The organism is Herbaspirillum sp. Sphag64 (assembly GCF_014192645.1).
In the GTDB taxonomy this organism is placed as follows: Bacteria; Pseudomonadota; Gammaproteobacteria; order Burkholderiales; family Burkholderiaceae_D; genus Herbaspirillum.
The window spans coordinates 105,296-120,015 of sequence record NZ_JACHYE010000003.1; the positions used below are offsets into that span (position 1 = coordinate 105,296).

Consider the following 14,720-nt stretch of genomic DNA (forward strand, 5'->3'; position numbering starts at 1 on the left):
AGAGGTACTCACCGTTCTACTCCATCCACAATTTCAGCCGGAGCTGATGGTGGTGCCGGGATGATTTCAGGTTCCAGACCGCCGCCCAGTGCCGTCGTCAGGTTGGCAAAGGCGCTTAGCTTCTGGGCCTGCAATTGCTGCACGGTTTGCAGCTGATGCAGATATTGTGTTTGCGCGGTCAGCACGTTGAGATAGCTGGTCAGGCCGCGTTGGTAAGCGCGGGTGGCGATGTTCACATTCTTCTGGGCAGCAGCAACCGACTGATTGGCCAGGTCCTGTTGTTTGACCAGCGATTGCAATGTCACGATCTGATCAGCAATCGTCTTCAGTGCCTGACTCAGCAACTGGTTGTATTGTTCGACTGCCAGATCGTAGCTCGCTGTAGTGGCGCTGAGCTGACCACGCAGGCGTCCACCGTCGAAGATCGGCAAGGAGACTGCTGGTCCGTAGACCGTTGAGAAATTTTGCGCATTGAGAAAACTCAACATACCACCACCGGCCGCAACTGGGCCGAAGCTGGCAGCCAGATTGACGTTGGGATAGAAGGATGCCTTGGCAACTTCAATGCCCTTGCTGGCTGCCTCGATGCGCCAGCGTGCGGCACTGATATCCGGTCGGCGTCCGATCAGTTCGGAAGGGATCTGACTCGGCAGACTGAGTATGGCATGCAGCGTCAGGCTCGGACGTGTGATACTGTCGCCAGCACCTGGACCCTGACCAAGCAAGGCTGCGAGCTGGTTGCGGGTCAGTGCAATATTCTCTTGCAAGGCTTCCATCTGACGGCGTGTTTCTGGCAGTGGCACCTCAGCCTGCGTAATTTCCATCTGGGTGCCAATGCCACCTTTGAGGCGCCGTTGCGCAAATTGCAAAATACGTTGTTCTTCGGCCAGCGTACTGCTGGCGTTGTCGAGCAGGCCGTACTGCAATGCCAGATAGACATAGGTACGCACCACATTGCTTTCCAGGTCAAGCTGGGCCGCGCGCGCATCGGCAGCGGCGGCATGGACTTCGTCGATGGCCCGTTCGGTATTGTTGCGATCCTTGCCCCACAGGTCCAGACCGTACGACAGTCCCAGTGTTGCGGTGTTATTCCAGGTTAATTTCCCGGGTAGGGTGGCGCCGTAGTAAATATTCTTGGACCAGTCGTCACGGGTGATCGAGCTTTCGAAACCGAGTTGAGGCAATTCGCCGGCATGGGTCACTTCGGCCATGGAGCGCGCCTGGCGCACGCGGGCAGCAGCAACCGCCATGCTGGGGTTGCCGGCAACGGCGGTGGTGACCAGACGGTTCAGTTGCGGATCGGCGTAATTTTCCCACCAGTTGCGTTGTGGCCATCCGGCTTCGGTACCGATGCTGGCCATGGCTTTGCTCAATGTCAGTTGATCTACCTGGCGTTGCACGGACTGCGGTTTGATGTTGCCCATGTCGGCACAGCCCGCAAGCAAGAGCGTGGCAGACAGCAAGGGGACCGCAAAAAGCGGTGCAGCGAACGAGCCTGAGCGACATTTTTTGGCAACAGTGATCATGAGATTATCCAAAAGATTGCAAATATCCAGCGGATCTCATTGTATTTCGTAATTATTGCTAGAAAAATACCATCAAATACAAATGGTCATTTCAATATTCGCAATAATAGTCAGACTATTTTCGGCAACAATGTCGCATCATTGACGGTGCGATATTGCTTCGCACAACCCTATTTGAATTGAAATCGAGCTGGAGCGATGGATACCTTGCAGAATATGCGCATCTTTATGCGTGTTGTTGATGCTGGCAGTTTTACGCTGGCTTCGCAACAAATGAACCTCACTACGGCGCATGTTTCGCGCGCCGTTGCAGATTTGGAACGCCACTTGCGGGCGCGCTTGCTCAATCGGACCACGCGCCGGATTGCGCTGACCGAGGCTGGTGAGCGCTACCTGTTGCGTTGCGAACAGATCATGGGCTACGTGGAGCAAGCTGAAGCCGAAGCCAGCGATGCGTACGTGCGGCCGTCGGGTCGTCTGCGCATCCACACCATGAGTAGCTTTGGCCAGCGTTACGTGATTCCGGCCATTTCCAGTTACCAGAAGCATTACCCGGATGTCGCCATTGAGCTTACGCTGGCGCAGCGCGTGCCCGATTTGCTGGAAGAGGGCTTCGATGTATCGATCGTGCTGGCGCGCGAGCTGCCGGATTCCGGTTTGATTTTTCGCCAGTTGGGTGAAATCTACAGTGTTGCCTGTGCCTCACCTTTTTATCTGGAAAAACATGGGATGCCCCAGCGTCCTGAAGATTTGGAAAACCATGCCTGCCTGCAACTGGTCAGTTCGGTATCGCCGCTTAACGAATGGAACCTGCAAGGCGCAGAGGGGACTGCGTCGGTGAATATCAAGTCCAATTTTCAGGTTAATGTGGCTGAAGCCATGCTGGTCAGCCTCAAGGAGGGCATGGGGATCGGTGTCTTGCCGACCTATTCTGCCGTCGATGCCTTGCGGGCTGGCACCATCATGCGCGTGTTGCCGCAGTATAGTCTGCAGCATATGGGCGTGTATGCGCTCTACCCCTCGCGTCAGTACATCGATGCCAAGATCAGTACCTGGATCGACTGGGTGCATCAGAGCGTGGGTAAGGCGATGCAGGAAGATCATCAGGTGCTGGAGCGACTCGCCGTAGCGGCGACCTGAAGCGCCAGCAGTTGCGCTTGAAACAGGGAGACCTTTGATCTGTATCAATTCCACCTGAAATCGATGAGGACGTGTGCCGAAGTTTCCTTGAAAATGATCTCCGTGGCCCAATTTGTCAGCTATTGAATCTTTGGAGCAAAACATGCGTCTCGACAAACTCACGACTAAATTGCAGGAAGCTCTGGCAGATGCGCAGAGCCACGCGGTTGGTAACGATCACCAGTACATTGAGCCAGTACATCTGGTGCTGGCTTTGCTGGCACAGGATGATGGTGGTAGCCGGTCATTGCTGCAACGCGCCGGTGTCAACGTCGCCGGCTTGCAATCAGCATTGCAACATGCGCTGACCCGACTGGCCAAGGTCAGCGGCAACGGTGGCGAAGTACAGATTGGCCGAGAATTGTCGGCCTTGCTCAATCTGGCGGACAAGGAAGCACAAAAGCATGGTGACCAGTTTGTTGCCAGCGAAATGGTCTTGCTGGGGCTGGTGGATGATAAATCGGACGCTGGTCGCTCCGCGCGCGAGAACGGGCTCAGCCGTAAATCGCTGGAGGCGGCGATCAGCGCCGTGCGCGGCGGTGCCAATGTGTCCTCGCAGCAGGATGAAGGACAACGCGAGGCACTCAAGAAGTACACGCTTGACCTTACTGAACGCGCCCGTAATGGCAAGCTCGATCCGGTCATTGGTCGTGACGACGAAATCCGCCGGGCGATTCAGGTATTGCAACGCCGCAGCAAGAATAACCCAGTACTCATTGGTGAGCCGGGCGTCGGTAAAACCGCGATCGTCGAAGGCCTGGCGCAGCGTATTGTCAGTGGCGAGGTGCCTGATAGCCTGAAATCCAAGCGTGTACTGTCGCTGGATATGGCGGCGCTGCTCGCTGGTGCCAAATATCGTGGCGAGTTCGAAGAGCGGCTCAAGGCTGTCCTTAAGGAAATCGCCCAAGACGAAGGGCAAACCATTGTCTTCATTGATGAGTTGCACACCATGGTTGGTGCCGGTAAGGCAGAAGGCGCAATGGATGCCGGCAATATGCTCAAGCCCGCATTGGCCCGCGGCGAGTTGCATTGCGTCGGGGCGACTACGCTCGACGAATATCGTAAATACATTGAAAAGGATGCCGCCCTGGAGCGGCGTTTCCAGAAGATTCTGGTCGATGAGCCCAGCGTCGAAGCGACCATCGCCATCTTGCGCGGTCTGCAGGAAAAATACGAAGTGCACCATGGCGTCGACATCACCGACCCGGCCATTGTTGCCGCAGCCGAGTTGTCGCATCGCTACATCACCGACCGTTTTCTGCCAGACAAAGCCATTGACCTGATCGACGAAGCAGCATCGAAGATCAAGATCGAAATCGACTCCAAGCCGGAAGTGATGGACAAGCTGGACCGTCGTCTGATTCAGCTCAAGATCGAGCGTGAAGCTGTCAAGCGCGAAAAAGATGAAGCCTCGCAAAAGCGCCTGGCACTGATTGAGGAAGAGATCGTCCGACTGGAACGCGAATACGCTGATCTGGAAGAAATCTGGAAGGCCGAGAAGGCTAGTGTGCAAGGCAGCCAGCACCTGAAGGAAGAAATCGAACGGGTTCGGCTGCTGATGGATGAGGCAACGCGCAAGAGTGACTGGCAAAAGGTCTCTGAGCTCAAGTACGGCAAGCTGGCTGAGCTTGAGCAGGCGCTGGAGGCGCAGAACAAGCGCGATGCCGCTGCAGGTGCAGAGGCGGCTAATCAGCCGGGTAGCAAACCCAGACTGGTGCGCACGCAGGTCGGTGCGGAAGAAATTGCCGAAATTGTTGCCCGTGCCACCGGGATTCCTGTTTCGCGGATGATGCAGGGCGAGCGCGAAAAATTGCTGCACATGGAAGATGTGCTGCATCAGCGCGTGGTTGGTCAGGATGAGGCGATTGTTGCGGTGTCCGATGCAATCCGTCGCTCCCGCGCGGGTCTTGGCGACCCTGATAAGCCTTATGGCTCCTTCATGTTCCTGGGACCGACCGGCGTGGGGAAGACCGAGTTGTGCAAGGCCTTGGCGTCCTATCTGTTTGATACCGAAGAGGCGATGATAAGGATCGACATGAGTGAATTCATGGAGAAGCATTCCGTCGCCCGCCTGATCGGTGCACCACCTGGTTACGTTGGCTATGAAGAAGGTGGCTATCTGACCGAGGCGGTCCGGCGCAAGCCTTACAGCGTGATTCTGCTCGATGAAATTGAGAAGGCGCATCCGGATGTTTTCAACGTCTTGCTGCAGGTGCTTGATGATGGTCGCATGACCGATGGTCAGGGCCGTACGGTAGACTTCAAGAATACGGTTATCGTGATGACCTCCAATCTTGGTTCACACAAGATTCAGGCCATGGAAGAGAGCGATCCAGCCTTGGTCAAGATGGCAGTCATGGCGGAGGTGAAGTTGCACTTCCGGCCGGAGTTCATCAATCGGGTCGATGAAATTGTGGTGTTCCACGCGCTCGACGAAAAGAACATCGGTGCGATTGCCAAGATTCAGTTGCAGATTCTGCAGCAACGACTAGCCAAACTCGATATCGGGCTGGTGGTGACGGACAGCGGTTTGCAAAAGATTGCGGAGGCCGGTTTCGATCCTGTCTATGGCGCGCGACCCTTGAAGCGGGCGATTCAGCAGGAAATCGAGAATCCGTTGTCAAAACTGATTCTGCAAGGCAAATTTGGTCCCAAGGATGTGGTCCATGTGCGCGTCTCTCATGGTGAGTTGACGTTTGAATCAAGCTGACGCTAGCCTAAAACAGGCTTGGTGCACTCAATAGCAGTAGCGGCCAACGTTGTAAATATGCCGTCCTGTCATCTGGAAAATCGCCGAACTGGCGCTCTCTTTCCAGATGGCAGGATTTTTTTTTATTTAACGATTAAACTAGTGAGCCTGTCTGTAAAAGATAAGCAGTCTCGCGGGCGTACCGAAAACCTCAAAAGGGTTGTCGTAAGCGCCGACTAAAAACAACAAGATGAAAAATGTAATCTCAACATGATGCCGTTTTCAGTGCAGGGAGTGGAACTCTGAAGCAATCGTCCTTACAGCGGCTGTTCATTCTGCCTTTTATCTTTCTGATGCTGTGTCTTGCTGTCACGATAGGCTGGTTTCTCTATCGTGCCAGCGATGATGCGACCGAGGTGCTGGCGCGCGACTCCCTGATGGAAATCATGGGGCGCGTCGGGCAGGCGACTGATCGCCAGTTGCAAGCTGCGCGAGGCGCACTGCTGGTGGTTGCGCCTGCGGTGATCAAGCCCGCATATGGGCATGATCCGGGTTTGTTTATTCCTTTTCCGCACGATTTTGCAGCTATCGAAGAGCGTTTGTGGATTGCTGATGGCTTGTCCAGGGAACCGACCTATGTCTATTTTGGCGCGGAGGATGGCAGTTTCATTGGCCTGCGCAGAGATATTCACAACCATTACATGTTCACGCGTCGGGACAAGGAAAACAGAAGCTATCTTTATTCGTTAGAGGGGCCAGGCGCCAAGCTCGATCCGATTCTCAATCAGAATTTTGATCCACGGACCCGGCCCTGGTACATCCACGCGATGGAGCGTCAACAAGAGACCTGGTCTCCGGTATATAGCGACTTTCGCACCAAGCGTCTTGGCATCACCTTGTCCAAGCCGGTCTATGGGCCGGGACGCGTGCCGGTGGGCGTGGTGGGCAGCAGTATTGGTCTGAACCGGCTCAGTGATTTTCTGGCGGCGCAACAGTTCACGCATGGTGAAGTGGTGTTCATCATCGAGCAAAACGGCAATCTGGTAGCGACATCGGTTGATGAGCCGATCCACCATTTTGAAAACGATATCCTGGTTCGCCACAGTGCCAGCCAAAGTCGCTCTCCCATGGTGCGGCAGGCTTATGCCCACTTGCTGGATCTGCTGGAAAAGCGTGAACTGGTACCGGGACAACTGTTGGTGACCCGTTTGCAGGGCGATGCGTCATCGATTGAGCTGGCCTACCGTCTGCATCACGATGATGCCGGTCTGGACTGGATTGAGGTGAGTGCCGTAAGTCGTCTCGGGTTCCTCGGATCCGTTACCGGCGGCGTCTACCAGACACTATTACTGGGGCTGGTGGCCGTCTGCATGACATTTGTGCTGGGTTTTGCCATTTTGCGCTGGGTCTTGCGGGATATTCGCAAGTTGACGCTGGCGGCCAAATCGATTGGCAATGGTGAGCCTTTTGTCCCCCTCAACATTGACCGTAAAGATGAAATTGGTCAGCTGGCGCAGAGCTTCCAGGAGATGGAGCACAATTTGCGTACTGATCGTCTGACCGGCGTGCTCAATCGTGACTCCTTCTTCGCTCAGATTGATTTTCGTTGCAAGCGTGGTAATCCCGGTGTACCGGTTCAATTCGCCCTGCTGTTTATCGATCTCGACAAGTTCAAGGAAATCAACGACCAGTTCGGTCATGACGAGGGCGATCGGGTCTTGATGGCGGCTGCAGTACACCTCCAGCATGCGCTGCGCAAGGACGATGCGGTTGCCCGTTTTGGTGGCGACGAATTTGTAATTTATCTCGATGGTGTGGCCGACGAAGACGTTGCCAAGTCCATTGCTGAGAAGGTCCGTCATTGTCTGAATCAGCCGATTGCCGGCCGTGACGGAGTCAGTCTGTCCATCGATGCATCGATTGGTGTCGCGCTGTTCCCCCGGGACGGACTGGATATGGAGACCCTGATGCGGGTGGCCGATGCTCGCATGTTTGACCAGAAACGTATCCACCGGATCTTGTCGCCGCAAGACCCGGCGCGTGCGCATCCAAAATCGCAATCCATTGCGGATGCGTGATTACAGCAGCGCCACGCTGGCCAAGTTTAGATAGCTGGTCTCCCGTGTGGACGCAATAAAATCGGTCAGGTAGGTTTTGGCTGACAGGGCAGGCAAGCAGGCGGCATAGAGCTTGCCGGTCAGTCCGTCGGACGTGATGCGTTTTGCTAGTACATAGTCCCGGTTCAGATAGTTTTGTGCTGCCCACAGCGGTAAGGTGGCAATGCCGCGGCGACTGGCAACCAATTGCAACATGGCGACGGTCAGTTCGGTGGTGCGACGGGCCGGATTGATGCCTGCGGGTTTGAGAACCTGCCTCACCACGTCCAGCATGTCGTCCGGCACCGGATAGGTGATCAGCGTATCGGTCGCAAAGTCGGCTGCCTCCAGATAGTCCTTGCCTGCAAGCGGATGGTCGTGCGCCAGTAGCGCCACAATTTCAAATCCGAACAGCGCGTGGTAGTCGACCTCCTCATCGGGATCGGCCTCCGACACAATCGCCAGCTCAGCCCGTTGCCCGTAAAGCAGACCGACCGGATCAGCCTGAAAACCGGAGACAATATCCAGATCAACCTCAGGCCAGCGTCGCCGAAATACATCCATCGATGGCATCAGCCAGTCAAAACAGGTATGGCACTCCACTGCAATGCGCAACGGTCCAGCTTCACCTTGCTGTAGCCGTGCCAGATCCCGTTCTGCCTCTGCCACACGCGGCAATACCTCTACCGCTAGCCTTAGCAATCGGTCTCCTGCCGGGGTGAACCGGATGGGTACCGACTTGCGCTCAAACAAGGCGGCACCGTGATGGTCTTCAAGTTGCTTGAGCTGATGGGATAGTGCCGATTGCGTCACATTGAGCAAGGTTGCCGCGCGCAGCAGATTTCCGGCTTCTTTCAACGCTTGCAAGGTTTTCAGGTGACGCAATTCGAGAATGCTGGAGAGTCCTGTTGGCATTATTAGTAAAATTCAAGTTGATTCTTAAAATTTATCGTTTGAATCATAGTGGATGTGCGCGCAAGATGCCAGCCTGATAGTGAATATGAATAAACGAGGATCAGGTGATGGCATTGAAAGATCAGGGGCAGATCGCCCACGTCTTGGGTTTTCCGCGCATTGGCGCGCAACGGGAACTCCCTCAGGCCTGGCAGGCGTTCTGCGACGGCGATAGTGACCTGGCAGCGGTGAAGGCAAGCGGTGCAACGTTAAGAGCGCGTCACTGGCAATGGCAGGCCGAGGCTGGATTGGACTTTGTCTGCGTGGGGGACTTTGCCTGGTACGATCAGGTGCTCAATACGCTGACCTTGCTGGGGGCGTTGCCGACGCGTTTCGGGCTTGATCCGTCTACGCTGGATTTATATGGTTGCCGCCATCTGGTGGAGGGAGAGGAACATCAGCCGGCGATGCAATTGCGCTCCTGGTTCGATACCAATACCTGTTATCTGCAGCCCGAATGGACCAGCGATGTGCGTTTCGACGGCGGTGTTGACTGGCTGTTTGATGAAGTACAAGAAGCACAGCAGCAAGGCTATCGACCCAAGGTCGTCCTCATCGGCCCATTGACTCTGTTGTGGCTCGGTAAAACCTGTGGCGATCTGGACAATGCACTGGACTTGCTGCCGCAGGCCATTGCGGGCTATGTCAGCGTGCTTGGGCGGTTGCGGACACAGGGCGTAGAGTTGGTGCAGCTTGATGAGCCTGTGCTGGCAGCGGGTCTGCCGTCGTCATGGCGGGATGCCTTGACGACCGCTTATGCGACACTGGCCGCCGTCGCACCCGAACTATTGCTGACAACCTACTTCGGCGCCGTTGATACGGAGATGTCGCTCTTGGCTAGCCTGCCAGTTGCGGGCATCCACATCGATGGCGTGACTGAGGCGAAGCAACTTGCGGCCTTTGCCGCAGTATGGCCGCAGGACAAGGTGCTGTCGGTTGGCATGATTGACGGCCGCAATATCTGGCGCTGCGATCTGGATGCCGCATTGACGGCACTCCAGCCACTATCGATGCGTCTTGGACAGCGGCTCTGGCTGGCATCAAGTTGCTCGCTGCTGCACGTGCCAGTGGATGTGACGACTGAGGGCAAGCTCGACGCCGAGCTCAGGAGCTGGCTGGCCTTTGCCCGTCAGAAGCTCGATGAAGTTCACTGTCTCAGGCAACTTCTTCAGTTTGGCGCCGCCGCTGAGACCGCAACAACAACCCTGATGGCGAGCCGCGCGGCGCTGGTTGCGCGCAAGAAATCTCCCCGCATACGCAATGCGCTGGTACAACGCCGTCTAGCGCAGCTCGGCACAGACGACACGCGACGCACAGCCAGTTCTGCTACCCGCAGTGCGCTACAACAGGCACGCTGGACGTCGGCGATTTCAAATGACATAGAGGTCGCGCCACAGCATCGGGCAGCCATACAAGCATTGCGGGCAGCACATCTGGCTAGCGAAATCGGTTTTGTAGAGTATTTGGAACGGCTACGAGAAGCGATCACCGAGGAGATGGGCAGGCAAGAGGCTGCGGGTCAGGACTATCTGGTCCAGAGTGCGACGCTGGGCCAGGACGGTGTCTCTTACTTTGCCCAGCAGCTCTGGGGCTTTGCCATCACCAGTAATGGCTGGGTGCAGCAACATGGCAGTAACTGCCTTAAGCCACCTTTGGTCTACGGCGATGTTTACCGCCCCGAAGCGATTTGCGTTCCCTCCATGCAATTTGCTCAGAGCCTGACGCATAAACCGGTCAAAGTCGTCCTGTGTGGGCCTCTGCAGCTATTACAGGGCGCTTTTGTTCGCGATGATTTGCCGCGTGCAACGATCGCTTTGCAGATTGCACTGGCGCTACGCGACGAGCTTGCAGACCTGGAGCGCGCCGGGATTGGCATGATTTGCGTCGCTGAGCCCCAGCTTGTGCAGGGGATACCCTCTGCGCCGACACCGCGTGAAGACTACTTAATGTGGGCACAACAGGCCCTTAATCTCTGTATAGCCGGGGTCCGGGACATGACCCAGATGCATTTACATCTGGGTATGGCTGAAGATCAGACGATCAATGCGTCGCTGGCCGCGCTTGAAGTCGATCTACTGACGTTGGGTGGCTGAGCTTATGGACGAGCTAATTCCCTGCAGACTGCCGTAGAACCATATCGATTGCGGTCGTTTGCGTCACAATCTGTTGTAGATCGGCATCGAGCAGCAGCGTTCGGCGCTGAAAGGTATGCCAACCCGACCAGTTCCGCACTTCCTCAGATGGCGGCTCAATGTCGGTAGCAGCGGTGCCGCTGCCTGCAGGCTTTGCTGCCGCAGCTTCCAGCGACGTTTTGCCTGACGGCGCTAAAATTTGTTGCGCCATCTGCAGGTAATGAGTCGCATCCTGGTAATTTTTTTCAATCAACTGATTGACTGCTACTCGGGGCAGCCCTTCGGCATGGCGGCGCAGCAGGATGCGCAGCGCCGCAACGTGGGCTGCTACCAGATAGTTCTGGATTACAAAGCGGTTGATTTCCTGTACCGCATATTGCTTGCTGATCGGCTCATCCATCATCCGTACCTGCGCCGAGATCAAGGCTGCCAGACTATCCATGAAGCCCTTGCGGCAGACCCGGTAAAAGAAGTCATCTCCAACCCGGCCCTCAAGCATGTCCCGGCTAGCCTGAATATATCGATGGCTGGCACTGAGCACATTCCTGATCAGGCGCGGCAGATCGCGATATTCCCAGCTGGGCAGCACAAAACTGAACACAATCGCGATCAACACGCCGATGGTCGTATCAATCAGACGTTCACCGACCACGCCGTGGTGACCTGCTGGCACCAGCATATTAAGCAGCATCAGGATCTGTACGGTGGCGGCGATGGCGGTATAGCGATACTTGATGTAATTGAACGCAGGAGAGGCCACACTGGCGACAAACAGCGCTGCCAGCAAACCCATTGTGTCATGCACGAAATGCAGGATCAGCGCGGTGAGTACACAGCCGATGATGGTACCGATCAGACGGTCCTGCAGGCGTTGTTTGGTGGTACTGAAATTGGGTTTGAGAATGATTACAATAGTCAGCACAATCCAGTAGCCATGCGACATATAGGGCAGACAAGAGGCAATCCAGAGTCCCGTTGAGACTGCCAGCGCAACCCGGATCGAGAAGCGGAAGATCGGCGACTGCCAACGCAGGTTTGCCAGCAGCAAGCCAGCCTTGTATTTTTGCTGCGTGAGGAACGGGGTCATATCCGCACCCGGCAGGATCGGCAATGGATCGACCGGGCGCTGGGTCGCCAGATGGAGCTGCGTGATCCGTTCGATGATGTCCTGAATCTTGTTAGAGGTCACGCTCAGCAGGGTGAGGGCGTCGGTCGGAATGGAAGGGCTCGTACCGTCTTGCTGGCTTTGCTGCAACAGCTGCAGCTCATACTGGATTGCCCGCAGCTCCGCCTTGTAGTTGACGGTCGGCATCGAGGCACGCTTGCGTGTCACCGCATAGGCGATGGATTCGATGTCTTCAGCAGTCTTATTGGCCAGGTCACGCAGGAAGGTCATGACATCACAGTCACCAAAATGACTACGCAGCAGGGCGTAGTCAGCGTGGGTCGATAACACTTGCTCGTAAACCTCAAGCATACTCAGATGCACATTGACCAGCAGTCCATCCTGTTTGGTGTGCAGATCTCGCAATACCATGTCACGCGAAGCCTGCAGCTTGTCGGCAAGGACAATCTGCTGCCTTACCAGCAGATTGAACTGGGTATTAAGCTCACTATGCACATTGTAGAAATCAGCCTTGATACGCAGATAACGCGCCAGTTCGAACAAGGCTTCCGCCAGCACCTGCTGCTTGACGCGTCGACGCAGAAACCACGACACCACCATCGCGTAGGTAAGATAGCCCAGACCACCCGCAAGGAAAAAACCGGCATGCAGGAACGCTTCCTCGACCTTGAACTGGTTTTCCATCGACAGTGTCATGACCATCAGCGCGGCGAACTGGAGCGGCAGGCTCTTCTTGCCGTAGACCACGATCATGCTGGCCAGGAAGCTGACCAGTACCATCATCACGCTGACCAGCCAGCCAATCGGTGCGCACAGGCTGATGAGCAGCATCACCAGCGTGCACAGCAGGACCCCGGCCAGCATTTCATTGAATTTGTGACGCAGCGGGCTGGGCAAGTCCATCAGGCTGGTACACAGCGCACCAAGAAACACCGTCATGGTGGTTTGCATGTCCGCCAGATTGAATACCAGCATGGTCAGGCCGACCACACCGGTGGCAATGCGCAGGCCCGAATAAAAATAGTGACTGAAGAGGAAAGTACGAATATCCAGAGCGTAATGCATGGGGTCAGTCGGCGCAGGCGCCCTTAAATTTCTCGTTCGTCATTCTGACCTCTCTTGCTATTTTGTTCAACTCGTCTGCTTGTACCCAGGCGACCCGGTATGACGTAAAAATGGCGCAAAAATGACCTCATAAACCTGGCTTGTTCGGGGAACCCTGCAGAAGTAGGGGCATCAGAATTGTCTTAGTTGTGTCTGTAAAGTTGGTTTTTCATGATGCAAAATCCGCGTTTCATAATGTGGGATTGGCTGGGTGCGCAGCATCATGACTTCGTTTCATTTTCAGAAATTGCGTTTCGTATCGCGATATTTACTGTTTAAGTATTTGAAAAATAAGAATAAAAAATAATTACTATGTCTTATATAAGACCTTGTTGCTCTGCACACTGAGGTCTACTATGAAGTCATGCAGTTCAGAGTTTGATCCAGATTTTGAGGGCTACTTTGACTTCGTTTCGACCTCGATTTTGACTTCGTTTATTACCAACTCTCAAGGAGATTGACCATGACTACACGTGAACAACAGATTCAGGAACTGGCTAAGGATTGGGCAGAGAATACACGCTGGAAAGGCATCAAGCGCAACTACAGCGCCGATGACGTCGTCCGTCTGCGTGGATCGCTGCAAGTCGAGCACACGCTGGCCAAGCGCGGTGCCGACAAGCTGTGGAATCTGCTGCACACGGAGCCGTTCGTCAATGCACTTGGTGCGCTGACTGGTAATCAGGCGATGCAACAGGTCAAGGCTGGCTTGAAGGCGATCTATCTGTCGGGCTGGCAAGTTGCCGGTGACGCCAACCTGGCCGGCGAAATGTATCCTGACCAATCCCTGTATCCAGCTAACTCGGTTCCGATGGTGGTGCAACGTATCAACAACACCTTCCAGCGCGCCGATCAGATTCAATGGTCCGAAGGTAAAAACGACATCGATTTCTTCGCACCGATCGTGGCCGATGCCGAAGCTGGCTTTGGTGGCGTCCTGAACGCCTACGAACTGATGAAGTCGATGATCGCCGCCGGTGCCTCCGGTGTGCACTTTGAAGACCAGCTGGCCTCCGTCAAGAAGTGTGGTCACATGGGTGGCAAGGTATTGGTGCCAACCCGTGAAGCAGTGGAAAAGCTCAATGCAGCACGTCTGGCAGCCGACGTTTCCGGTACCCGTACGCTGGTGATCGCCCGCACTGACGCTGAAGCGGCTGACTTGCTGACTTCCGATGTGGATGACAACGACAAGCCATTCCTCACTGGCGAGCGCACCGTAGAGGGCTTCTTCAAGACCCGTCCAGGGATCGATCAGGCGATTTCGCGCGGTCTGGCTTATGCTGAATATGCTGACTTGGTTTGGTGCGAAACTGGCAAGCCGGACCTGGCCTTTGCCAAGAAGTTTGCCGAAGCCATCCATGCCAAGTTCCCAGGCAAGATGCTGTCCTACAACTGCTCGCCATCGTTCAACTGGAAGAAGAACCTGGACGATGCCACCATCGCCAAGTTCCAGCGCGAGCTGGGCGCAATGGGTTACAAGTTCCAGTTCATCACACTGGCAGGTTTCCATGCACTGAACTACTCGATGTTCAATCTGGCTCACGGTTATGCACGCAACAACATGTCAGCCTTCGTCGAGCTGCAAGAAGCTGAATTCGCTGCCGCTGAAAAGGGCTTCACCGCCGTCAAGCATCAACGTGAAGTCGGTACCGGTTATTTCGATGCCGTGACCCAGGCGATTCAGCAAGGTCAGTCGTCGACGACTGCTTTGCATGGTTCAACCGAAGATGAACAGTTCTTCGACGGTGCACAACAAAAAGTAGCCTGATCAGCGCCATAGCGTTGACAGCGAGACGGAGTCTATAACGAGGAGACTAGCAAGCAACCTGGTTGCTTGCGCTTTCACTGAGCTTGACCGCATGCCGCAAGGTGTGCGGTCTTTTTTTGCGTTTGTCTGGCGTATTGCTGCAATCC

The 14,720-nt window shown here is 55.3% G+C and carries 8 protein-coding genes; 5 read left to right on the forward strand and 3 right to left on the reverse strand.

Annotated features, from left to right (window positions below):
* Positions 1-8: 8 nt before the first annotated feature.
* Positions 9-1,526: an efflux transporter outer membrane subunit gene (locus FHW66_RS07700; RefSeq protein ID WP_183379190.1), complete on the reverse strand. Its 1,518-nt coding sequence runs from the start codon at positions 1,524-1,526 to the stop codon at positions 9-11.
* A 198-nt stretch (positions 1,527-1,724) separates the two neighbouring features.
* Between FHW66_RS07700 and FHW66_RS07705 the strand changes: the two genes are divergently transcribed.
* From FHW66_RS07705 to FHW66_RS07715, 3 genes are all read left to right on the forward strand, one after another.
* A complete protein-coding gene (locus tag FHW66_RS07705) occupies positions 1,725-2,666 on the forward strand; it encodes a LysR family transcriptional regulator (protein ID WP_183379191.1) in 942 nt (313 codons plus the stop codon).
* 142 nt (positions 2,667-2,808) lie between these two features.
* Entirely contained in the window at positions 2,809-5,415 is a 2,607-nt protein-coding gene (gene clpB / locus FHW66_RS07710; protein WP_183379192.1) for an ATP-dependent chaperone ClpB, read from the forward strand.
* A 332-nt stretch (positions 5,416-5,747) separates the two neighbouring features.
* Positions 5,748-7,472 (forward strand): diguanylate cyclase, encoded by a 1,725-nt coding sequence (locus FHW66_RS07715; RefSeq protein WP_183379193.1) that lies wholly within the window; start codon positions 5,748-5,750, stop codon positions 7,470-7,472.
* Here FHW66_RS07715 and FHW66_RS07720 read toward each other — a convergent pair whose 3' ends face one another.
* Positions 7,473-8,405 carry a LysR family transcriptional regulator gene (locus tag FHW66_RS07720; protein ID WP_183379194.1) on the reverse strand — a complete coding sequence of 311 codons (933 nt, stop codon included), beginning with the start codon at positions 8,403-8,405 and terminating at the stop codon, positions 7,473-7,475.
* A 107-nt stretch (positions 8,406-8,512) separates the two neighbouring features.
* Between FHW66_RS07720 and metE the strand changes: the two genes are divergently transcribed.
* Entirely contained in the window at positions 8,513-10,537 is a 2,025-nt protein-coding gene (metE, locus tag FHW66_RS07725; protein WP_183379195.1) for a 5-methyltetrahydropteroyltriglutamate--homocysteine S-methyltransferase, read from the forward strand.
* 13 nt (positions 10,538-10,550) lie between these two features.
* On the opposite strand, the gene FHW66_RS07730 is transcribed toward metE, so the two are convergent.
* On the reverse strand, positions 10,551-12,767 hold the full coding sequence (locus FHW66_RS07730) for an FUSC family membrane protein (protein ID WP_183379196.1): 2,217 nt from the start codon (positions 12,765-12,767) through the stop codon (positions 10,551-10,553).
* A 502-nt stretch (positions 12,768-13,269) separates the two neighbouring features.
* Here FHW66_RS07730 and aceA point away from each other — a divergent pair.
* The gene (gene aceA, locus FHW66_RS07735) at positions 13,270-14,574 is read left to right on the forward strand and encodes an isocitrate lyase (protein ID WP_183379197.1); all 1,305 of its coding nucleotides are present in this window, start codon (positions 13,270-13,272) and stop codon (positions 14,572-14,574) included.
* Positions 14,575-14,720 lie beyond the last annotated feature (146 nt).